Genomic DNA, 20,146 nt, shown 5'->3' with positions numbered 1-20,146 from the left:
AGGGCATCATCGATCAGGGCGATAGCCACCGATGGCCAACGCTGCCCGTAAAGCAGCCAGGTGGCTCAGGCCCTGCGGCAGGTTGCCAAGGTACTGTCCATTCTCCGGGTCGACCATCTCCGAGTAGATGCCCACCCCCTGCGACAGTGCGCCCAACGCTTTGCCATAGGCCGCCTCGGCTCGCGCTTGCTGGCCGAGGATGGCCCAGGCTTCGATCACCCAGAACGTGCAGGCCAGGAAGCAACCTTCCTGCGTCTGAGCTTCGCTGTAGCGGTAGTGGAACGGACCGGCACCCAACTCGTCCTGTATCGCCTCCAAGGTGCTGCGTAGCCGCGCCACGCTGGGGTAACCGAAGCGCACCGCGAGTGCCAGCGAAGCGTCCAGCCGATCACTGCCTGGGTAGAACAGGTACGCCTGATGTACCTCGCTCCAGCAGTGGGCTTCAATCCAAGCCTGAACGCGTTGCCGCTCGCGATCCCAGCGTTCCCGGCAGGTGGTGGGCAGGTGGCCGCCATCGGCCAGCTCGATGGCCCGGCTCAAGGCTTGCCAGCAGCTGATCTTGGACATCGTGTAATGCTGCTTGTCCGGCAGTTCCCAGATACCGGCGTCTTGCTGTCTCCAGCCGTCGGCGCACTGGTCGGCCAGTGCCGACAGGATCATGGCGCTGGGCGAGTCGAGAATGTTGCCGCAGTCGATGAAGCAGCGGGCGGTCTCGAAAATATCGCCGAACACGCCATGTTGCAGTTGGTCACGGGCATCGTTGCCGACGACGGGCGGCGAATGCTTGTAGCCAGGGAGGTCGATCGGCCGCACACAAGCCCCGATGGCCCCGTCCAGGGTATAGAACACCCGTGGCCCGTGTTCATCCAGCCGCCGCAGCAACCAGCTGAAGGCGGCCTTGGCTTCTGGCTGCGCACCGATGCTCAGAAACGCTTCGATGGTGTAGCCGGCATCACGGATCCAGGCGAACCGGTAGTCGTAGTTCTTGTTGCCACCGATGCGCTCAGGAAGCGATGAGGTGGCTGCCGCCATGATCGAGCCACTGGGCGAGGACAGCAGCAGCTTGAGTGCCAGCGCGTTGCGCACCACCAGCGGTTTGTACGGGCCATCGTAGACCAGGCTCCTGGACCATTGGCACCACTCCCGGTGTGAGCCATCGATGCGTTCGTCGATCAAGGCCAGTGGCGGTACTACCAGTGGCTCATCACGCCCGGCAATGATCGCGACCACTGCGCGCTGCCCGGCGGCAACGCTGAGCGAGGCCCGCACGCCCAGGTCGTCCTTGCGCTTGACCTGTACCTGGTGATCATGCAGGAACATGCCGAGTATGCGCCCTGCATGGAATACGCATGCATTGTCATTCGGTGCCAGGTAGGGGCTGACCGTATCGGCCTGGGTGCCGAAATCGATGGCGATGTGCAAGTCCATCTGCCCTTCGATGCCTTCGATGCGCCTGGCCAGTTCAGCCCAGGGCAACCGGCCGGCCGGGCCGCTGTTCAGGGACTCGGTAAGGCGGGCGCGACCCTCATCGGTGATGAAGGTGGTTTCGAGCACATTGCTGTCGGGCAGGTAGCGGCGCTCGGCAACGAACGGCGCACTGGGGGTGATCGAGAAGTAGCCGCCCGTATGCGGGGCCAGCAGTTTGTCGAACAGGGGCGGGGAGTCCATGTGGGGGACGCACCACCAGTCGATGGAACCGTCCAGGCCGATGAGCGCAACGGAGCGGCCATCGCCCAGCGCGCCGTATTCCTCCAGGGGTAGCCAGCCACCTTCGTCCCGCTGAGGCGCACCGTATTGCATCCCCTCGCTCGGTTCTCTTTCCATTGGCATGCCTGCAAGATCTGCTGTTCTGTGTGGGACATACCGATTGCGCGCCAAGTTCGTTTATCCGCCCATCCCGTGCTGCCAACCTCGCCTGAACTTTGTGCATCAGTCTGGCTTCCCTTTTGTACTGGGTAGAAACGACAGGAGAGCGACATGACCAAACAAGTCCAACCGCAGCAGCCAGGCCCGCAAACAAAAGTTACCGGCGAACAGGAGCGGGATAACAATGCCCGTCGGCCCGATGGTTCGACCGGTACCGCGCAGGACTCCACTGCGCAGAAAACGGCCCGTGGCCACGGGCGAGACAAACGCTGAAATTCATCCAGATAATTGCCGACCCGGAGGCTTTGCCATGCAACCAAAAACGCAAGGGCTCGAAGAACACGGCCCGAGTGGTGTGCCTTTCATCAACGATCCGGAAAAACCCACCTCACCGCCGCTGAATGACGCGGATGCCACCGATGCTGCAGAGGCTGAGCAAGACATCGAGGACGATGGCCAATCGCTTTGAGTGCGGTGCATAAAAATGCCGGGGCCATGCCTCGCCCCGGCACATTCAGCACAGGCCGATGCCCTTAGCTGTTACGACCGCCGCCGTGGCTGTTCTGTCCGCCTTTGCGGCCAGCCTCCGATGCGCGTTCGCGGTCGTTGGCAAAGTTGCCGCCGGAAGCCTGGCCGCCCTTGCGGCCTGCCTCGGATGCCTTCTCCCGGTCATTGGCAAAATTGCCTGGGTTGTTCTGAGCGGTACCGCCTTGTTGCCCACGGTTGCTTTGATTGTTAGCCATGATCTTTCACCTCATGTGGCACACAGGAAAGTCTGTGTTCAACTCCGACGCTTCGACAGGGGGGCAATGCTCCCGTTAAATCGCCGTTGCCGGACGAAACGCATGAAAGGACTCGATATGGGATTAATCGCGCCGCAGAGCCTGGGCAGCCAGTATCTGCAATCTGTTTTATCAGCGCCCCGGCCTTTGTCAGTTCAAAAAATGCGCCCCGTTGGCTCGCCACGCTGGCAGGACGCAACTGAACGTGGCCTGCGACGTTCAGGTCAACCGCTAGCGATCAGGCGAGGAGGATGACCGTTGGACATCGAAGCGTTGCTGACTGAGTTGCTGAACGCCCGTGGCCCGGGCGGCCAGGAAGATGAAGTTCGGGCCATCTGTCTGCGAGCGTTGCAAGACGTGTGCGACGAGGCCTATGTCGACAGGGCCGGGAATGTGATCGGGGTCGTTCGAGCATCTCGTGCTTGTGACCCTGATGCAGCCATCCGGGTCATGGCCCACCTTGATGAGATCGCCATGATCGTCAAGAACGTTCGTGCGGACGGCACCTTGGAAGTCTTGGCCCTGGGCGGGGCGCAACCCATCAGTTTTGGTGTCTGCCCTGTCGATATCCTGGGCGATGAAAAGACCCTGCCGGGTGTTCTGTCTTACGGCTCGATGCACAACAGCGGTCGGACTTCGAACGGGCGAGATGTGCTGGCGGGCAATGTTCAGTGGAAGGATGTCTACGTCGTTACCCGCACCTCCAACGCCGAGCTGGAGCAAGCAGGCGTGCGGCCGGGCACGCGTGTGGTGCTCAGCCAGCATTGGCGCAAACCCTTCCAGGTCAATGATTGTGTCGCGGCTCATTTTCTGGATGACCGGGCGCCGTTGACTGCGGTGATCCACTGCGCACGGCTGCTGCACCCGAGAAGGCAACAGCTGCAGCAAGACGTCTGGTTCGTCCTGACCACCCTGGAGGAGGAGTCCAATGCCGGTGCCCTGTACGCGGCTTCCAGGCTGCCAGGCGAAACCACCATCGCGGTCGAGGTGGGGCCGGTGCTGGAAGAATACGGTACGCAGCTCTCGGTCAACCCGATCATCAATACCGGCGACCAGAAGGGCTACTACAGCCGCCCTGTCGTTCAAGCGTTGATCGCCGCCAGCCGACGAGCAGGTTATGCCCCGCAGTCGGCACTGCTGGTGGATTTCGCCTCCGACGCCAGTGCGGTGCTGAGCACGGGCGTTGATGCACAGGCGGGTTGCATCGCCATTCCCACGGAAAACACCCACGGTTTCGAGATGGTGCTGGTGGAGGGTATTTCGGCCTGCGCTGCGACGCTGGTGGAGTATCTGACAGGCTCGACGGCTGGCGGTCCGCAACGGACAACAGCGTGAGCCTGGCTCGAGCCGACGTCACAACGGCGCTATCCGTTCAAGCATCACGGCCATGCCGGTAGCTCGTCAGGGCTGCTGGTAATGCCCTGGCGATGTACCGCGCTCGTGGTCATGTTCAAGACGCTGAACCTGAACGTCAGTGAAGGATGACGCTTCGTTGCGATGCAGGCCTTGCAGATAATCGCGGGCAGCTTCGCGGCTGAGGTCTTCCTGGTCACTGCGCAACTCGCAAGTGCCGGGTTGGTTATCGAGGATGTAGCTGATCAGGTAAAGGTAGCTGGCCATGTCGAATGTCCTTTTGCGGATAGAGGAGGCGCGAACCTTCTGGTTGATCGTGGCGCAATCCAATCCGTTCACCCCGGTTGATGGTTGGCTCCATCACCGCGGTGGGTCGTGGCCATTGCATTCAGAGTCCCCTCTATCGGCACCGAGAATACCCAGGCACCAGCAGCCATCTGCCAAGAAAAAAGGCCTGCGTTCATTAGCGCGTTTCGTCCGCCTTTTCGAAACTCAATGCACGATGCGGCGCTTGGTACCGGTCACTGATAAACACAGACCTTCCTGTGTGTATCTACCGACATGAGGTGTCAATCATGGCTAGCAATCAGGACAACCGCGGTAATCAAGGCGGCAACGCCAACACCAATCCTGGCAACTTCGCCAACGACCGGGAAAAGGCTTCCGAAGCCGGGCACAAAGGCGGCCAGGTATCAGGCGGCAACTTCAAGAACGACCCGGAACGCGCCTCTGAAGCAGGCCACAAAGGGGGCCAGGCCTCGGGAGGCAATTTCAAGAACGACCCTGAGCGTGCCTCGGAAGCGGGCCATAAAGGTGGCCAGGCGTCAGGGGGCAATTTTGCCAATGACCGCGAAAAGGCTTCCGAAGCCGGCCGTGTAGGTGGCCAGCACAGCCACGGCGGCGGTCGCAAGAGTGATGACAACCGCTGATCATCCATAAACGTGCAGGGGGCAGCCCGGCTGCCCCTGCGCACTGATGAGGACCTGCTTATGTTCATGCATAACAAGCGATTGCAATACACCGTGCGCGTGGCGCAACCCAACCCCGGCCTGGCTAATTTACTGCTGGAACAGTTCGGTGGGCCGCAGGGTGAACTGGCCGCCGCGATGCGCTACTTCACCCAGGCGGTCAGTGAGGATGACGCAGGACGCAAGGACATGCTCTATGACATTGCCACCGAAGAGCTCAGCCACCTGGAGATCATCGGCTCGATCGTGGTGATGCTCAACAAAGGCGCCAAGGGCAGCCTGGCCGAAGGCGTAGAGGCCGAGGGCGAGCTGTACCGCTCGCTGACCGGCGCCGGCAATGACTCCCATGTCACCAGCCTGCTATACGGTGCCGGAGCCCCGCTGGTCAATTCCGCCGGGGTACCGTGGAGCGCGGCCTACATCGACACCATTGGCGAACCGACGGCCGACTTGCGCTCGAACATTGCTGCCGAGGCGCGCGCCAAGATCGTCTATGAACGGCTGATCAACGTTACCGATGATCCCGGCATCAAGGATGCCTTGGGCTTCTTGATGAGCCGTGAGATCGCCCACCAGATGTCGTTCGAAAAGGCGCTGCACGCTATCCAGCCAAACTTCCCGCAAGGCAAGTTGCCCGGCGACCCTGAGCTCAATCGCACGTATTTCAATCTGTCCCAGGGCGGGGAGATGCGTGGGGCCTGGAATGAAGGGCAAGACTGGATTTACGTCGATGAACCGCAGCCCGCTGTGGACGGTGGCGATGGCTCGGCCAGTGTCCAGCTCGATGAACGCGGCGCAGACACCCTCGCAGCCATGAAGCTGCGTACCCAGTCGGACCCGGATGCGCAACCTCTGACCGGAGCGGAACTCGGCAAAGTGAACAGTGGGCAGCAATGAGAAATGCCCGCGCCGGAGCGAGTCCGGCGCGGGATGCGTATTCAGCGCTTGGCTTCTGCATCAGGGTCGGCCGAGCGGGCCAGGAATGCACGGGTTACTTCCGGCAGATGCGCCTTGAGCCATTCGGCCATGGCGACTTCTTCCTTGAGGATCGAACGACAGGCTTGCGCCGTCGCGCTGTCGCCGGCCGCTTCGGCGGCTTCTATGAGCACGGTGTAGGAAGCAATCTCCAGGTTTTCGAACACATAGCCTGCCATCGCCCCTTTGACCACTTCATCGCTCATGGTCATCCCGCCGACCGCCTGCCCGAACGCCATGAGCTTGCCCGCCAGGTCCTTCAAGGTCGATGTGCTGCCGCCCAGGCGCTCGATGCATTCGACCAGCACGCGCTGCTGCCCTTGAGTCTCTTCGATATGTTTGACGATGCGGCCTTTCAACTCGGGGTAATGCTCCAGCCGCTCTGCCTGTCCCTTGAGCATGCTCTCGGCCTGTTGCTCCATCGCATGGGCGTCACGCAGCCAGTCGAGCAGGTTTTCTTTCGCACTTGCCATGATCAGTACCTCGCATCCAGTGATAGGTACCTGTTGGGAAAGCGCCCGGCGGTGCCACGCTCAGTTGGATCGACGAATGGGGCATGGGCAGGAGCGGATTCCACCGGGCAGAAGCGCCGAACTTCAGGTAGGCGTCGTACTCGTAACGTTTGATACATATAACGAGACGAGGTCGGCATGAGGATGATCCACGGCACTTCGCATTTTCGACCTTATACCTCGGCGTCCGGAGGCTGGGGGTCTGCCCATTCGGTGCTGAACATCCTCTGGCGCGAGCAGACCTTGATCAACGGCACGCGCGCGTTGACCAAACAGAACAAGCCCAACGGTTTCGCCTGTGTCAGTTGTGCATGGGCCAAGCCTGGCGACCCTCACGCTTTGGAATTTTGCGAAAACGGCGCCAAGGCGACGGCCTGGGAATTGACCGCGTTGCGCAGCTCACCCGAGTTCTTCACGGCGCATTCGCTCAGTGAATTGCGTGGCTGGACGGATTACCAGCTTGAGCAGCACGGCCGTCTTACCCATCCACTGCGGTATGACAAGCAGACCGATCGGTATGTGGTGACGACCTGGGAGGAGGCTACAGAGGCCATCGCCACGCAACTCCGTGCGCTGAGCCCCGACGAGGTGGTGTTCTACGCGTCAGGGCGCGCATCGCTCGAGACATCGTTCGTCTACCAGCTGTTTGCCCGTGCCTATGGCACCAACAACCTTCCCGACAGTTCCAACATGTGCCACGAAAGCACGTCGGTGGGCTTGCAGGAAAGCATTGGCGTGCCGGTAGGCACGGTCACCCTGGCCGATTTCGAACACACCGATTGCATCTTTTTCTTCGGGCAAAACGTCGGCAGCAACAGCCCGCGCATGCTTCATCCGCTTCAAGAGGTGCGCAAGCGCAACGTTCCGATCATCACCTTCAACCCGATCCGGGAACGGGGGCTGGAGCGCTTCGTCAATCCCCAGTCCCCCACTGAAATGCTCGGTCCGAAATCCACGGCCATCAGCACCCAATATCACCAGGTCGCCATCGGCGGTGACACCGCTGCCGTGATGGGCATTGCCAAGGCCCTGCTCGAGATGGAGGACCGGTCGAACATCAACGGCGAGCCGCCCGTGCTGGATCATGCTTTTCTTGCGCAACATACCGAGGGCCTGGTCGACTTCATAGAGCAGGTGCGGGGCTATGCATGGGCTGAGCTGGAGCACCGGTCCGGCCTGAGCCGCAGTGCGATGGAGGCCGCCGCCACGGTGTATGCGCGCAGCGAGAAGGTGATGATCGTCTATGGCATGGGCATGACCCAGCACCGGCACGGCGTAGGTAACGTGCAGATGCTGGTCAACCTGCTGTTGTTGCGCGGCAATATCGGCAAGCCGGGGGCCGGTATCTGCCCGGTGAGGGGGCACTCCAATGTGCAGGGCCAGCGCACCGTAGGGATCACCGAAGACCCTGCAAAGGTGCCCAAGGACAAGATCGAGGCACTGTTCGGCTTCAAGGTCCCTGAGCACAAGGGCCTGACCACGGTCGAGGCCTGTGAGGGCATTCTCGATGGCCGTGTGAAGGGGTTCATCGGGCTTGGCGGCAACTTTCTGCGCGCGGTACCCGACACGCGTCGAATGGAGCCTGCGTGGGCGGGGCTTGGTCTGAGCGTGCAGATCGCCACCAAGCTCAATCGCACGCACCTGGTGCCCGGTGCACACACCTGGCTGCTGCCCTGCCTGGGCAGGATCGAAATCGACCGCCAGCGGGGCATAGAGCAGACGTACACCACTGAAGACAGTACCGGGTGCATTCACGCCTGGCGTGGCACCGCAGAACCGGCAGGGGAGCAGTTGCGCTCGGAACTGGCGATCGTCGCCGCCTTGGCCGACGCCACGCTGGGCAACGCCGTGGCCATTCCCTGGCTGCACTGGAGCCAGGACTACGCACGCGTTCGCCAGGCCATCAGCGAAGTCTATCCGGACATCTTCCATGACTTTGAAACACGCATGTGGGAGCCCGGTGGGTTTCATCGGCCGTTGGGCGCTGCGCAGCGCCAATGGGCCACGCCGTCGGGCAAGGCCCAGTTCATTACGCCCGCATCGCTGGACGAGGATGATGATGTCCTGTCAGGCGAAGCGGGCCGAAATGTCCTGCAACTGATGACGCTGCGCAGCAATGACCAGTTCAACACGACGGTGTACGGCTACGATGACCGCTTCAGGGGCGTGAAGGGCACGCGCAAAGTGGTGTTCCTCAACCGCAACGATATCGTACGCCTGGGCTTCGTGCCGGGCGGCTGGGTGCGCTTGCGCACGGCCATTGAACCGGCTGTGCGGCGTGAGGCAGGGCCTTTCCAGATCATCGCCTACGACATTCCGGAAGGGTGCGCTGCGTCTTACTACCCGGAATCCAATGCGCTCGTCCCGCTATGGCACCACGCCAGACGCAGCAAAGTCCCGGCCGCGAAATCGGTGCCCGTGATCTTGATCGATGCGCAGCCAGATGTCGACGATCTCGAACATGCCGTGCCCGCAACTGACCAGGTCGTATAGCGGGACTTCGAGCAGGGGAGCCCTATGGAGAGTGTTGAATGGGGGCTGATGGCGGCACGGGCCCAGTTCGCGGTGACCATCAGCTTTCATATCGTGCTGGCGGCGTTCAGCATTGGTCTGGCGAATTTTCTGCTGGTGCTGGAGGCGCTGTGGCTGTGGCGCCGGGAGCCGGTCTATCTGGATATCTACCGGTACTGGCTGAAGCTGTTCGCGCTCAACGTCGCGATAGGTACTGCGTCAGGCCTCATCCTCGAATACCAGTTGGGTCTCAACTGGTCACGGCTGTCCACCCAGGCAGGGGAAATCCTCGGGCCGCTGATGTTCTACGAGGTGATGGCGGCGTTTTTCCTCGAGGCAGGTTTCCTCGGGATCATGCTGTTCGGCATGAAAAAGGTAGGGCCCAAGCTGCATTTCTTCGCCACCTGCGCGGTGGCTGTCGGCGCCATCATCAGTGCCTTCTGGATCCTCTCGGCAAACGCCTGGATGCACACGCCGCGCGGTTTCGGCATTGGCCCGGATGGGCGGTTCATCGCGCAGGACTGGTGGGCGATCATCTTCAACCCTTCATTCCCTTATCGCTTCGCCCATATGCTGCTGGCGACCTTCCTGGCCACCGCCTTGCTCATTGCTGGCGCGAGTGCATGGCAGTTGTTGCGCGAGCCCTCCAACCGTCATGCCAGAGTCCAGTTCAGCATGGCAATGTGGACCCTTGCCGCGCTCGCGCCTGTCCAGCTGATTGCAGGCGATCTGCATGGCGAGAACACGCTGAGGTATCAGCCACAGAAGGTGGCTGCAATGGAGGGCGCATGGGTGCGCCCTGCACCCGGCGCAGGTGAGCCGTTGCGGTTGTTTGCACTGCCCGACATGGCCGAGCGGCGCAATCATTTCGAGTTGGCGATTCCACGCGTAGCTTCGTTGTATCTGCGCCATGACCTGAGCAGCTCGATCACACCGCTCACGGAATTCGCGCCCCAGGACATCCCGCCTGTCGCGATGGTGTTCTGGGCCTTCCGCCTGATGGTGGGCTTGGGGCTGCTGATGATCGTCCTCGGCATCACCAGCCTGGTATTGCGTCATCGACAGCGCTTGTACACGGCGCGCTGGATGCACCGTTGCTGCGTGCTGATGGCCCCGGCCGGTTTCATCGCCATGATCAGTGGCTGGGTGGTCACCGAGGTGGGCCGGCAACCCTTTACGGTCTACAACGTGCTGCGAACGGCTGACAGTGTATCGCCGGTCTCAAGGGACCAAGCCGTCGGCGCGACCGGCGTGATTCTGGTTTTCTATCTGGTGGTGTTCGGCATCGGCTTGTGGGTATTGCTGCGCATGCTGCGTCATCCTGCCAAGGCAGAGGAGCCAGAACCGCAGCCGACCCTTGCGGATGAAATCGGCAGGCCATGAGGTGCGCCCATGCTCGAAGGTGACGTGATCGTTTTGCTTTCAGCTGCCGCTCTCGCGTTCTCGGTGCTCAGCTACGTGCTGCTCGACGGTACGGATCTGGGCGTCGGCATTCTCATGGGGCTGACCCGCAGCGCCGGGCGACGGCGCGCCATGGCGGTGTCGATCCTGCCCATCTGGGATGCCAACGAAACCTGGCTGGTGCTGGGGGGCGGAGGGCTGCTGGCGCTGTTTCCGCTGGCGTATGCGGTGCTGCTACCGGCGTTGTACCTGCCCTTCATTGCCATGTTCCTGGCGCTGATCATGCGTGCCATGGCATTGGAATTTCGCGATTATACGCAAAGCCCGACCCTCAAGCGCGGCATCGACGCGCTGCACACGTGCGGGTCGTTGGTCGCCGGGGGATGCCAGGGCGCGGCGCTGGGAACGCTGGTGCAAGGCATTTCCAGCCAGAACGGGCAATTCAGCGGAACCGGCTGGGAATGGCTCAGCCCTTTCGCACTCTACTGCGCGGGCGTGCTGGTGGTGGGCTATGCGTGGCTCGGGGCCTGTTGGCTGTATTGGCGAAGCGAAGGTGACCTGCAGCGAACAGCGCGCAGGCAAGCGCAATGTCTTGCTGCAGCCACCCTGGTGCTGCTGATGGTGCTGCTCCTCTGGACCTCTGGCCTGAACCCCGGTTATGCGCAGCGACTTTTCAACCCGGTCGTTCTGGGGGCAATGGGCGGAACAGGTCTGGTTGCCTTCATCGCTTTTGCGCTCAGCTTTCGAAGTCGCTACGACGTAGTGCCGCTGATCTGCGCGCTGAGTGTGTTCGTCCTGGCGTTCACGCTGATGGTCATTACCCTCTTTCCGCTGATCGTCCCGCCCAGCCTCACGCTGTTCAGCGCCGCGTCGGGCAGGACAAGCCAAACGTTCATGCTGGCTGGTTTTGTCCTGCTGATGCCGGTGACCTTTTTCTACAACACCTTTGGTTTCCGTGTGTTTAGCGGGAAAGTCCATGTGTGGGGTCGAGGCACACCCTGAGCAATCATTGCATGGCTGGGCTATCACCAGACCCCTGGCTGCCGGTGAGCCGAACAGCGATATTTATGGGAGCGGGCGCCCGCGAAGAGTTCAACGCGGCGCCTTGACCTTACAGTACTACTGCACAAACCCTGATAACCTCCAGGCTATCGACGTGTCGATGGTTCGCCAGTGGTGGGCTTACATCGCATGACAAGGTACTTGCAGCTGCCGATCCTGAGCAGAAGCCGATGACAGGGATAATGAATGCTTTTCGTAGTGCTGCTTGGCGGTAAACACCCTCGGGCAAAAATCGAGGTGCACGACGTCGTTTTCGTGGTGGCCGATACGCTGGAACAAGCCTACCCGCAACTGCGTGACAGCTGGTTCGGCAGCCTCAAAGGCATGCATATCGACGCCTGGATGGCTGTCGATGGTGTCGAGGGCTGGCGGGTGGAATTGAGCAGCTTGGCGCCATTGCCCGATGCACCTCGCCTGTACTTCATCAACCTGGGTGGCTACGAGTCACAGACGTTCGGCGAAGCGCATCATTATCTGTTGGTCGTGGCCAGTAGCAAGAGCGAGGCCAAGGCAAAAGGCAAGCGGCAGATTCTGTCACATTGGGCAAAGGCCCATACCGATGCGGTGCTGGACGTTGACGACTGCTTGCCCATTGATGAAGTGGGCGGCCGCTATGTGCACCTGGTTGAGGGGCCGCATGCCGGGATCGTGCAGCGCAACGACTACATCGTACTGGCCTAGCCTTGGCCCCTGGCGAGCGGCGCAAGCCTGCGAGGGGCTGGCCGCTCGAACCCGGTGCGGGTCAGATCAAGCCTTCGGCTTTCAGGGTTTTCTGCACGGCCGGGCGGTTGGCGACGCGCTTCTGGAACTGCACCACCGTTGGCCAGGGCGAGAGGTCGATTTTCAGCATCGGCGCCCAGTTGACGATGGTGAACAGGTAGGCATCGGCCACGCTGAAAGCGTTACCGGTCAGGTAATCCTTGCCCTGCAAGGCCTTGTCGACGAACCCCAGGCGTTTGCCGAAGGTTTCGATGGTCTTGCTTTTGGCCTCCGGGCTGATGCTCGGGTTGAACAAGGCGGCGAGGGTCTTGTGCAGCTCGGTACCGATGAAATTCAGCCATTCCTGCACCCGCGCGCGCTCCAGCGTGCCAGCAGGCGGTAGCAGGTTGGCCTGGGGCTTGTGCTCGGCAAGGTACTGGATGATCGCCGGGCCCTCGGTGAGGACTTCGCCGTTATCCAGCTGCAGGGCCGGCACATAGCCTTTGGCATTGAGCATGTAGAAATCCGCGCCACTGGCCGTGGTATGGGTCTTGAGGTCGACCTTTTCGACGGTGTAGGGCAGGTCCAGTTCGTTGAGGACGATATGCGGCGAGAGTGAACAGGCACCCGGCGAGTAAAAGAGCTTCATGGTCTTCTCCCATTGAGTGGGCCAGCCTGGATACGGCTGGCGTGGTGAGGCGCTGTGCAGCGCTCAGGTTATGACAGCAAAGCAGGCTCTCAGGCAAACCGCTGACCAGCGGCCAGCACAATCACTGCTCATCGATGATTTCCCGGGCCAGGGTCAGGCGGCGCGTGTGGAAGTCGTACTCATACAGCTCGGCATAGCGCCCCCACTCGATGGCCACCTTGAGCACACGCTCGGCTTCCTCGGCGTCCATGTATTCCGTCAGGCGGTCGAGCACGGTTTTTTCCTGCAGGCCGGCAGGCTCAAGGTGCAGGCTGTCGAGGATGTAGCCGATCAGGGACACGCGGCCCTTGCACTGGCGTGCGAACAGGTCCTGGCGCCGCGCCTGGCGGGCGGTCACATAATTGCGGCCGTGGCGTGTGAGGCGGATGTCGCCCTCGACCACCTGGGCGAAGCCGAGCAGGCCGAGTGCCTCGTAAATCGGGAACAGGACCTCGTCGGGCAGCTCGGTTTCCTCGGCCAGGTGCGGCAGGTCGGCCTCGCCGTTGAACGGTTCGCCGGCGATCAGTTCGAGCACGCTCTCCATCCGCGCGATATCGGCGTCGGGCAGCCGGTAGCCGAGCTCCACGGCCGGTGGCGCGCCGGCGGCAGCGATGGCCTCGGGGCGCTGGGTCATCAGCGCATAGACCTCGTCGATCAGCGCGCGGACCTCTTCCGAGTCAGCGTTGCGCGGGCGCGGCAGGTCGATGTGCAGTTCCGAACGCACCCGGCCCGGGTCGCTGGAGAGGATCAGGATGCGGTCGGCCATCATCACCGTTTCCTCGATATTGTGCGACACCACCAGAATGCTGCGGGTGGTGATGCGGTGTTCTTCCCAGAGTTCGAGCATGTCGTCGCGCAGGGTTTCGCCGGTGAGCACGTCGAGGGCCGAGAAGGCCTCGTCCATCAGCAGCACTTCGGGGTTCATCACCAGGGCACGGGCGATGCCCACGCGCTGGCGCATGCCGCCGGACAGTTCGCGTGGCAGGGCGCCGCCGAAGCCGGACAGGCCGATCAGCTCAAGCGCGGCGTCGGCCAGGCGCTCGCGTTCGGCCGGGCTCACACCCTGGGCCTCCAGGCCGAGTTCGACGTTCTGCTGCACGGTCAGCCAGGGGAACAGCGCGAAGGTCTGGAAGACCATGGCCACACCGCCCACCGGGCCGTGGATCGGCTGGCCGCGGTAGGTGACGGTGCCGCGGTCGGCACCGATCAGGCCGGCGATGATCCGCAGCAGGGTCGACTTGCCCGAACCGGAGCGGCCGAGCAGGGCGACGATCTCACGCTCGCGCAGCTGCAAGTCGACGCCTTCGAGGATGGTTCGCGGCGTGCCGTCGGTGGCACGGAAGGCCTTGCTCACGCCCTTGAGCTGGATCAGCGGTGGTTGTTTCATGGCAGGTCCTCAACGACGGCTTTCGGCGCGCAGGTACAGGCGGCGCCAGAAGAAGCGGTTCAGCAGCATCACGTAGATGCACATCACGCCGATGCCCAGGGCAATGCGGTGGAAGTCGCCGGCGTCGGTCATCTGCTTGATGTAGCTGCCCAAGCCGTCGGCCACCAGCGAAGTGTCGCCCCAGCTGACGTATTCGGCGACGATACTGGCGTTCCACGAACCGCCACTGGCCGTGATGGCGCCGGTGACGAAGCTGGGAAATACCGCTGGCAGGTACACGCGCTTCCATTTCAGCCAGCCGCGCAGGCCGAGGTTGTCGGCGGCCAGGCGCAGTTCATAGGGAATGGCCGCAGCCCCCGCCACCACGTTGAACAGGATGTACCACTGGGTGCCGAACACCATCAGTGGGCTCAGCCAGATGTTCGGGCTGAGCTGGAAATGCACCAGCAGCAGGACGACCAGCGGGAACAGCAGGTTGACCGGGAAGGCGGCGAGGAACTGCGCCAGCGCCTGCACCTTCTGCGAGTAGCGCGGGCGCAGGCCGATCCAGATCGACAGCGGCACCCACACCAGCGAGGCCAGGCCAATCAGCAGCATCACCCGGCACAGTGTGATCAGGCCCAGGCCGAGCACGTGCAGGGCTTCGCCCCAGCCGACGTCCTGGTGCACGAACAGCCCCAGGCGCAAGAAGGCAAAGGCGCAGGCCAGCACCAGGAGGATGTCCCAGGCGCGCGGCCACCAGGCCGGCAGGCGCAGCCACGGGCGCCGCGCCACGGTGCCGTCGTGGCGCTGGGCGAACCAGCCCATGGCGTTCTGCAAGCCCTTGGCCAGCTGCGCACTGAAGGCGCTCAGCCAGCGGCTGCGGCGCCCCCAGTCAAGCAGCCAGGCGCGTTGCGCGGTGTCGCCTTGGGTGTCTTCGAAGCGGAAGCGGTCAGCCCAGGCCAGCAGCGGGCGGAAGAACAGCTGGTCGTAGAGCAGGATGCCGGTGAGCATCGCGCCGATGGCCCAGGCGATGGCGCCGAGGTTGCGTTGGTCGATGGCCACGGCGATGTAGGAGCCGATGCCGGGCAACTTGATGTCCTGCCCAGCCACCGAGATGGCCTCGGCGGCGACCAGGAAGAACCAGCCACCCGACATCGACATCATCATGTTCCACAGCAGGCCAGGCATCGCGAACGGCAGCTCCAGGCGCCAGAAGCGCTGCCAGGCCGAGAGACGGAAGATCCGCGCAGCCTCGTTCAGCTCCGGCGGCACGGTGCGGAACGACTGGTACAGGCTCAGCGCCATGTTCCACGCCTGGGAGGTGAAGATGGCGAAGATCGCCGCGCATTCGACCCCCAGCAGGTTGCCCGGGAACAGCGCGATGAACGGCGCGATGGCGATGGCCTGGAAACCCAGGATAGGTACCGACTGGAGCACGTCCAGTAACGGGATCATGGCCTTTTCGGCGGCGCGATACTTGGCCGCCAGCGCAGCGAAGACGAAGGCGAACAGCAGCGAGAAGCCCAGTGCGATGAACATCCGCAGGATGGTGCGCATCAGGTAGTAGGGCAGGTTGACCGGGTCGAGGGCAATCGGCAGCGCCTCGCCGACCACGAACGGCCGGCTCATCTGCATGGCGCCATAGGCGGCCAGCACCAGGACCACCAGCACCAATGGCAGAAGGATCCAGTCCCAGCGATTGGGCGCTACCTCACGCAGGCCTGGCGAGGGGTTGAACAGGCGGGCCATGAACAGGTCTCGATCGTCAGGAGGTGTAAAGGGGCAGATGCCAACACCTGAGCCAGTATGGTCGAGGTGGATGACAGGTCAATGTGGCAAAAAAATGATGCTCAGAGGTCCAGTAACCCCGCTGTACGGCTAAGGTTCAGCTGTCTGAAATGGAATGTCACGTGAAGGTACCAAGGCCATGGATAACTTTTTTGATATGCACATACGTAAACTGACCCACGCAGACATACCCCGCGCCAGCGCCCTGTGTCTGGAGGCATTTACGCTGGCGGTGGCGCCATCGCTGACCGAGCAGGGGGTGGAGACGTTTGCCAAGGTTGCTGCCGAGCAAGCGTTCGCCGAACGCATGCAAGGCGATAACCTGATCCTGGTCTGCGAAGCGGATGGCAACCTCTGTGGCCTGGTTGAGCTCAAGGAAGGCCGTCATGTAGCGATGCTGTTCGTGGCGCCTGCATGGCAACGCCGGGGTGTGGGGGCGCGCCTGATGAATGAGGTTCTGGCCTACGCAAGGAGCCAGGTCCTGACCGTCAGGGCTTCGTTGAGCTCCGTGCCTGCATACCAGCGCTACGGTTTCGTTTTGGCCGGGGAAGTGGGCGAGTTCGCCGGGCTGGTCTATCAGCCGATGGAGAAACTGAGATGACTGGTGAAGTGTTTACCCCGTTCCAGCACCTCGCCGCCGAGTTGCTGAAATACCTGCCGGCGAGCCAGCAAGATGGCTCCCACGACCTGTCCCATATCCATCGCGTTTGGGTCAACGTGCAGCGGATACAGCGGGTGGAAGGCGGTGATCTGCAAGTGCTGCTTGCAGCGACGGTGCTGCATGACTGTGTCGCGGTAGAAAAGAACTCGCCACTGCGTGACCAGGCTTCGTCGCTGTCCGCGGACAAGGCGGCGTCAATCCTGGCTGATCTGGGCTGGCCTTCGCAGCGCGTCGAACAGGTGGCGCATGCCGTCAAGACCCACAGCTATTCGGCAGGTTTCGCGCCGCAGACGCTTGAGGCCAGGATCCTTCGGGACAGCGATCGGCTGGACGCTTTGGGTGCGGTAGGCATTGCCCGGTGTTTTTATACGGCTGGGCGAATGGGGTCTGCGTTGTACGATTTCGAGAATCCCGTTGCGCGGGGCAGGGAGTACCGGGATACGGTGTATGCGATCGAGCACTTCCACACCAAACTGCTGAAACTCGCCTCCGGTTTCACAACCGGCGAAGGCGCTCGACTGGCTGCCGAACGCCATGCGCGGCTTGAAGCATTTCTTGCAGATTTCATGGATGAGGTTGGCGAGGGCTAGGCGCTGGGGCTATCACCATTCAATGGCTCGTCCATCCCACGCCCAGAACCCTCCGCTGTCCGCAGGCCCCAACCGTCCGACCTGCTCGATGACACACTGCGCGGCGAACGCAGGGTCAAACAGCTTGCCCGCTGGCACATTGCCTTGAAACGGCTGCGACAGCTGCGTGTCCGTGGTCCCGGGATGCAGTGCCAGTACCGAGGCGGCCGGGTTCAGGCGCCTCAGTTCGATGCTTGCCGTATGCAGCAACTGATTGAGCGCCGCCTTGCTGGCTCGATAGCTGTACCAGCCACCCAGGCGGTTATCGCCAATTGACCCAACCCTGGCTGACAGCGCGGCATAGGTGGCGGGTTCCTTGCGCAGCAAGGGCAGCAGGTGCTTGAGCAGCAGTATCGGTGCGAAGGCATTGGTCGCGAAGCTTACCTGCAGGCCGGCCAGGTCCAGCTGTGTCAGAGATTTTTCTGCCTTGGCGCCCTCCTGATGAAGGATGCCCAAGGTGCTGATGACCAGGTGCAAGTGATCGCAGGTATGCCCGAGTTCGGTTGCCAGTGTCGCGAGTGATCGTTCATCACGTGCGTCGCAATCCATCAGTACCAGGCGCTCGCCGTGTTGCCTGGCGAGTGTCGCGAGGTCGTCATTGCCTTTGGCATTGCGCGACACGGCCCAGAGCCGGGCCACCTCGTCACGCGCCAGCAAGGCCGTACACAGTGCCAGTCCGATGCCACGGCTTGCGCCCGCTACCAGGACATTGGCCTGGCCGTTGAGGTTGGGTATCAGGCTCATGCGGCACCTCACGCGAGTGAATTGAATACGAGTCTGGCATTGAACTCGCCCTGCGACGCGCTACGCTTTTGGCAGGCGTCTATCCTTTTGCCAAACCTCCGCCCGTCAATGGAGTGAGTGAGCAGATGATTCGCAAATCCCTACTTGTGATTGCCATCGCTACCTTGCTGGCGGCCTGTGGCGACGATTCTTCCCACTACGCGGTCTCTGATGAACACTGCCAGCCCGATCGTTTGAAGACGCTCCCCAACAATGCCAACCGCGATACGCTGGTCGAAAAGTGCATGCCTCGGCAGTCGCCGTGAGGTGGCTTTGCACTACGTGAATCGCACCGGTCAAACGCTTTTCAGGGCCGAAGTCGAGTCGCTTTCGAACGGTCGACTGCAAATCAAAGCATGCAGCGTGAATTCATGCGCCGTATCATGCCGGGCGAAGATTGGCAGGCGGCGTAACGGGATGCTCCGTTGTCAGAGGTTTGGCACCACTGGGCTGCTTCTCTTTGTTCGCCACACCGAAGGGCACATGCACCATCGGCAGGTCCCCCGCCGCTGACGTCAGGTGACTGCGCTGGTCGTCGAAGAACATGTGCGGCTTGAGGATCGACAGCACCCGGTCTTTCTCCATCCCGCCAAGGAAGAACGACTCATCCGGCGAAACCCCCCAGTTCTTCAGCGTCGTCACCACCCGTTCATGGGCCGGCGCATTGCGTGCCGTGACGATGGCGATGCGCAGGATGCGCTGGTACGCAGGGTCCTGCGCCAACTTGCGGTCTTCCAGTTTGCGAATCAGTGAAAGCTTGCGGTACAGGTCTGCCAGCGGCCCCGGCTGATGCGGTATGGCCTTGCGATCTTGCTCATGGGCCTGGAACTCATCCAGGTTCAGGCGCTGCTTGTACACGCTCTCCGCCTCGTCATCGGCAATCACGCCATCGAAGTCGAAGGCCACGCGCAGCTCGGTGTCGATCTCGTCATCGTAGATCTTCGTCGGCAGCACCAGGCCCGCCGGGTAGTCGGCGTCGATTGCACGCTGCACGTCGCCTTCATGGGCACTGAGGAACAGCGAGGCGTTGAACGCCGGGATGTATTCGTAGGGCGAACGGCCGGACATGAACGCGGCGCGGGTGATGTCCAGGTTGTAATGGTTGATCGAGCGGAACACCCGCAAACCGGTTTCCGGCGAGTTGCGCGAGAGCAGCACCACTTCCACCGGCAGTTGTTCGGGGAAGGCCTTGTTGATGCTCAGGAAGCGGCGGATGAACGGGAAGGCGACGCCCTTTGGGAAGGGCACGTCGAGGTTTTCTTCCTGGTGCAGGCGATACGCTTCGACGCCTTCGCACTGGTAGATGTTGTCGGAGACGGTCAGGTCGAACAGGGCGCTGGAGGCGACGCCGACGACGAGTTTCTGTTCGATGGGGTAGGGCATGGGCTGTCCTGAGAAAGGCGGGGACCAGCCACCATCATAGGCCAACGCCATGCTAATCTGCGCCCGAGTTCAACCAAGGCCCGAATTCGCATGCCGATTGCCGACAATCTCATTGCCTTTACCCTCGCAGCCACGCTGCTGACCCTGACCCCAGGCCTGGACACGGCGCTGATTCTCAGGACCGCTACGGTAGAGGGCCGCAAGCAGGGCGTGCGTGCAGCTTTGGGCATCAACGCTGGCTGCCTGCTGTGGGGCGCAGCCGTTGCTTTCGGCCTTGGCGCATTGATCGCTGTATCGGAGCTTGCCTACAACATTCTCAAATACTGTGGGGCTGCCTACCTGGCCTGGCTTGGCCTCAACATGCTCTTGCGCCCACGGCAATCGCTGGCACCTGCCGGGAAAGATGGCCAGCGCGCTGGCAACTGGTTCTTCAAGGGCTTGATGGGCAACCTGCTCAATCCCAAGGTCGGCATCTTCTATGTGTCGTTCCTGCCCCAGTTCATTCCCCAAGGTCAGCCTCTGGTAGCCTGGACCTTTGGCTTGGTCAGCATTCACGTGGTGCTAGGCCTGCTGTGGGCGATGGCATTGATTAGCGCGACTCGGCCGTTAGCAGGGCTGCTGCGACGGGACAAGGTCATCCAGTGGATGGACCGTGCGACCGGCCTGGTATTCATGTTGTTCGCGGCTCGGCTGGCGCTGGGCAAGCGATAGGCGCC

General features: G+C 62.1%; 20 protein-coding genes and 3 pseudogenes. 14 read left to right on the top strand and 9 right to left on the bottom strand.

Translation table 11 applies throughout. From position 1 onward, the window contains the following. Window positions 1-6: 6 nt before the first annotated feature. The gene (locus tag L6D64_RS21615; protein WP_176508094.1) at window positions 7-1,800 is read right to left on the bottom strand and encodes a glycoside hydrolase family 15 protein; all 1,794 of its coding nucleotides are present in this window, start codon (window positions 1,798-1,800) and stop codon (window positions 7-9) included. A 177-nt stretch (window positions 1,801-1,977) separates the two neighbouring features. Here L6D64_RS21615 and L6D64_RS21610 point away from each other — a divergent pair, with 177 nt between their 5' ends. Together L6D64_RS21610 and L6D64_RS21605 are read left to right on the top strand one after the other, a co-directional pair. Continuing rightward, window positions 1,978-2,139 (top strand): hypothetical protein, encoded by a 162-nt coding sequence (locus L6D64_RS21610; protein WP_176508016.1) that lies wholly within the window; start codon window positions 1,978-1,980, stop codon window positions 2,137-2,139. 37 nt (window positions 2,140-2,176) lie between these two features. Next, window positions 2,177-2,335 (top strand): hypothetical protein, encoded by a 159-nt coding sequence (locus L6D64_RS21605; RefSeq protein ID WP_176508017.1) that lies wholly within the window; start codon window positions 2,177-2,179, stop codon window positions 2,333-2,335. A gap of 64 nt (window positions 2,336-2,399) precedes the next feature. On the opposite strand, the pseudogene L6D64_RS21600 reads toward L6D64_RS21605, so the two are convergent. Then, a pseudogene (locus L6D64_RS21600) lies at window positions 2,400-2,585 on the bottom strand (con-10 family general stress protein); the annotation flags it as partial. A 321-nt stretch (window positions 2,586-2,906) separates the two neighbouring features. Here L6D64_RS21600 and L6D64_RS21595 point away from each other — a divergent pair. Continuing rightward, on the top strand, window positions 2,907-3,983 hold the full coding sequence (locus tag L6D64_RS21595; protein WP_176508019.1) for a zinc-binding metallopeptidase family protein: 1,077 nt from the start codon (window positions 2,907-2,909) through the stop codon (window positions 3,981-3,983). 66 nt (window positions 3,984-4,049) lie between these two features. Here L6D64_RS21595 and L6D64_RS21590 read toward each other — a convergent pair whose 3' ends face one another. Next, the gene (locus tag L6D64_RS21590) at window positions 4,050-4,268 is read right to left on the bottom strand and encodes a hypothetical protein (protein ID WP_176508020.1); all 219 of its coding nucleotides are present in this window, start codon (window positions 4,266-4,268) and stop codon (window positions 4,050-4,052) included. A gap of 308 nt (window positions 4,269-4,576) precedes the next feature. Between L6D64_RS21590 and L6D64_RS28310 the strand changes: the two are divergent. The 3 genes and pseudogenes from L6D64_RS28310 to L6D64_RS21570 all read left to right on the top strand — a co-directional run. Continuing rightward, window positions 4,577-4,837: pseudogene (locus L6D64_RS28310) on the top strand (con-10 family general stress protein); the annotation flags it as partial. Beyond that, window positions 4,838-4,930: pseudogene (locus tag L6D64_RS21575) on the top strand (con-10 family general stress protein); the annotation flags it as partial. Between the two features lie 60 nt (window positions 4,931-4,990). Then, window positions 4,991-5,866: a manganese catalase family protein gene (locus tag L6D64_RS21570; protein WP_176508022.1), complete on the top strand. Its 876-nt coding sequence runs from the start codon at window positions 4,991-4,993 to the stop codon at window positions 5,864-5,866. 41 nt (window positions 5,867-5,907) lie between these two features. On the opposite strand, the gene L6D64_RS21565 is transcribed toward L6D64_RS21570, so the two are convergent. Beyond that, window positions 5,908-6,417: a ferritin-like domain-containing protein gene (locus L6D64_RS21565; protein WP_054883320.1), complete on the bottom strand. Its 510-nt coding sequence runs from the start codon at window positions 6,415-6,417 to the stop codon at window positions 5,908-5,910. Between the two features lie 177 nt (window positions 6,418-6,594). Here L6D64_RS21565 and L6D64_RS21560 point away from each other — a divergent pair, with 177 nt between their 5' ends. The 4 genes from L6D64_RS21560 (at window position 6,595) to L6D64_RS21545 (ending at window position 12,111) form a co-directional block, all read left to right on the top strand. After that, a complete protein-coding gene (locus L6D64_RS21560; RefSeq protein WP_176508023.1) occupies window positions 6,595-8,949 on the top strand; it encodes an FdhF/YdeP family oxidoreductase in 2,355 nt (784 codons plus the stop codon). A gap of 48 nt (window positions 8,950-8,997) precedes the next feature. After that, window positions 8,998-10,350 carry a cytochrome ubiquinol oxidase subunit I gene (locus tag L6D64_RS21555; protein WP_236192570.1) on the top strand — a complete coding sequence of 451 codons (1,353 nt, stop codon included), beginning with the start codon at window positions 8,998-9,000 and terminating at the stop codon, window positions 10,348-10,350. Between the two features lie 9 nt (window positions 10,351-10,359). Then, window positions 10,360-11,370 carry a cytochrome d ubiquinol oxidase subunit II gene (locus L6D64_RS21550; protein WP_176508025.1) on the top strand — a complete coding sequence of 337 codons (1,011 nt, stop codon included), beginning with the start codon at window positions 10,360-10,362 and terminating at the stop codon, window positions 11,368-11,370. A gap of 246 nt (window positions 11,371-11,616) precedes the next feature. After that, complete coding sequence (locus L6D64_RS21545; protein ID WP_176508026.1) at window positions 11,617-12,111, top strand: DUF1543 domain-containing protein; 495 nt, start codon at window positions 11,617-11,619, stop codon at window positions 12,109-12,111. Between the two features lie 61 nt (window positions 12,112-12,172). On the opposite strand, the gene gstA is transcribed toward L6D64_RS21545, so the two are convergent. The 3 genes from gstA to L6D64_RS21530 form a co-directional block, all read right to left on the bottom strand. After that, complete coding sequence (gene gstA, locus L6D64_RS21540) at window positions 12,173-12,778, bottom strand: glutathione transferase GstA (RefSeq protein ID WP_176508027.1); 606 nt, start codon at window positions 12,776-12,778, stop codon at window positions 12,173-12,175. Between the two features lie 121 nt (window positions 12,779-12,899). Continuing rightward, entirely contained in the window at window positions 12,900-14,204 is a 1,305-nt protein-coding gene (locus tag L6D64_RS21535; protein ID WP_176508028.1) for an ABC transporter ATP-binding protein, read from the bottom strand. 9 nt (window positions 14,205-14,213) lie between these two features. Further along, the gene (locus L6D64_RS21530; RefSeq protein WP_176508029.1) at window positions 14,214-15,935 is read right to left on the bottom strand and encodes an ABC transporter permease; all 1,722 of its coding nucleotides are present in this window, start codon (window positions 15,933-15,935) and stop codon (window positions 14,214-14,216) included. A gap of 196 nt (window positions 15,936-16,131) precedes the next feature. Here L6D64_RS21530 and L6D64_RS21525 point away from each other — a divergent pair, with 196 nt between their 5' ends. Further along, window positions 16,132-16,575 carry a GNAT family N-acetyltransferase gene (locus L6D64_RS21525; protein WP_176508030.1) on the top strand — a complete coding sequence of 148 codons (444 nt, stop codon included), beginning with the start codon at window positions 16,132-16,134 and terminating at the stop codon, window positions 16,573-16,575. After that, window positions 16,572-17,225 (top strand): HD domain-containing protein, encoded by a 654-nt coding sequence (locus tag L6D64_RS21520; RefSeq protein ID WP_176508031.1) that lies wholly within the window; start codon window positions 16,572-16,574, stop codon window positions 17,223-17,225. The genes L6D64_RS21525 and L6D64_RS21520 overlap by 4 nt, the downstream gene beginning before the upstream one ends. Before the next feature lie 12 nt (window positions 17,226-17,237). Here L6D64_RS21520 and L6D64_RS21515 read toward each other — a convergent pair whose 3' ends face one another. Beyond that, window positions 17,238-18,008 carry an SDR family NAD(P)-dependent oxidoreductase gene (locus tag L6D64_RS21515; RefSeq protein WP_176508032.1) on the bottom strand — a complete coding sequence of 257 codons (771 nt, stop codon included), beginning with the start codon at window positions 18,006-18,008 and terminating at the stop codon, window positions 17,238-17,240. 125 nt (window positions 18,009-18,133) lie between these two features. On the opposite strand from L6D64_RS21515, the gene trbK reads away from it, so the two are divergent. Beyond that, window positions 18,134-18,313 carry an entry exclusion lipoprotein TrbK gene (gene trbK, locus L6D64_RS21510; RefSeq protein WP_099814542.1) on the top strand — a complete coding sequence of 60 codons (180 nt, stop codon included), beginning with the start codon at window positions 18,134-18,136 and terminating at the stop codon, window positions 18,311-18,313. A 115-nt stretch (window positions 18,314-18,428) separates the two neighbouring features. Here trbK and L6D64_RS21505 read toward each other — a convergent pair whose 3' ends face one another. Beyond that, complete coding sequence (locus tag L6D64_RS21505) at window positions 18,429-19,430, bottom strand: 5'-nucleotidase (protein WP_236192568.1); 1,002 nt, start codon at window positions 19,428-19,430, stop codon at window positions 18,429-18,431. Window positions 19,431-19,520: 90 nt separating this feature from the next. Between L6D64_RS21505 and L6D64_RS21500 the strand changes: the two genes are divergently transcribed. Then, complete coding sequence (locus L6D64_RS21500; protein ID WP_176508033.1) at window positions 19,521-20,141, top strand: LysE family translocator; 621 nt, start codon at window positions 19,521-19,523, stop codon at window positions 20,139-20,141. Window positions 20,142-20,146: the final 5 nt, after the last annotated feature.

Source organism: Pseudomonas urethralis (assembly GCF_021602465.1).
Taxonomy (GTDB): Bacteria; Pseudomonadota; Gammaproteobacteria; order Pseudomonadales; family Pseudomonadaceae; genus Aquipseudomonas; species Aquipseudomonas vlassakiae.
Note: the sequence above shows the minus strand (reverse complement) of the source record. Positions and strands in the feature narration are given on the sequence as shown.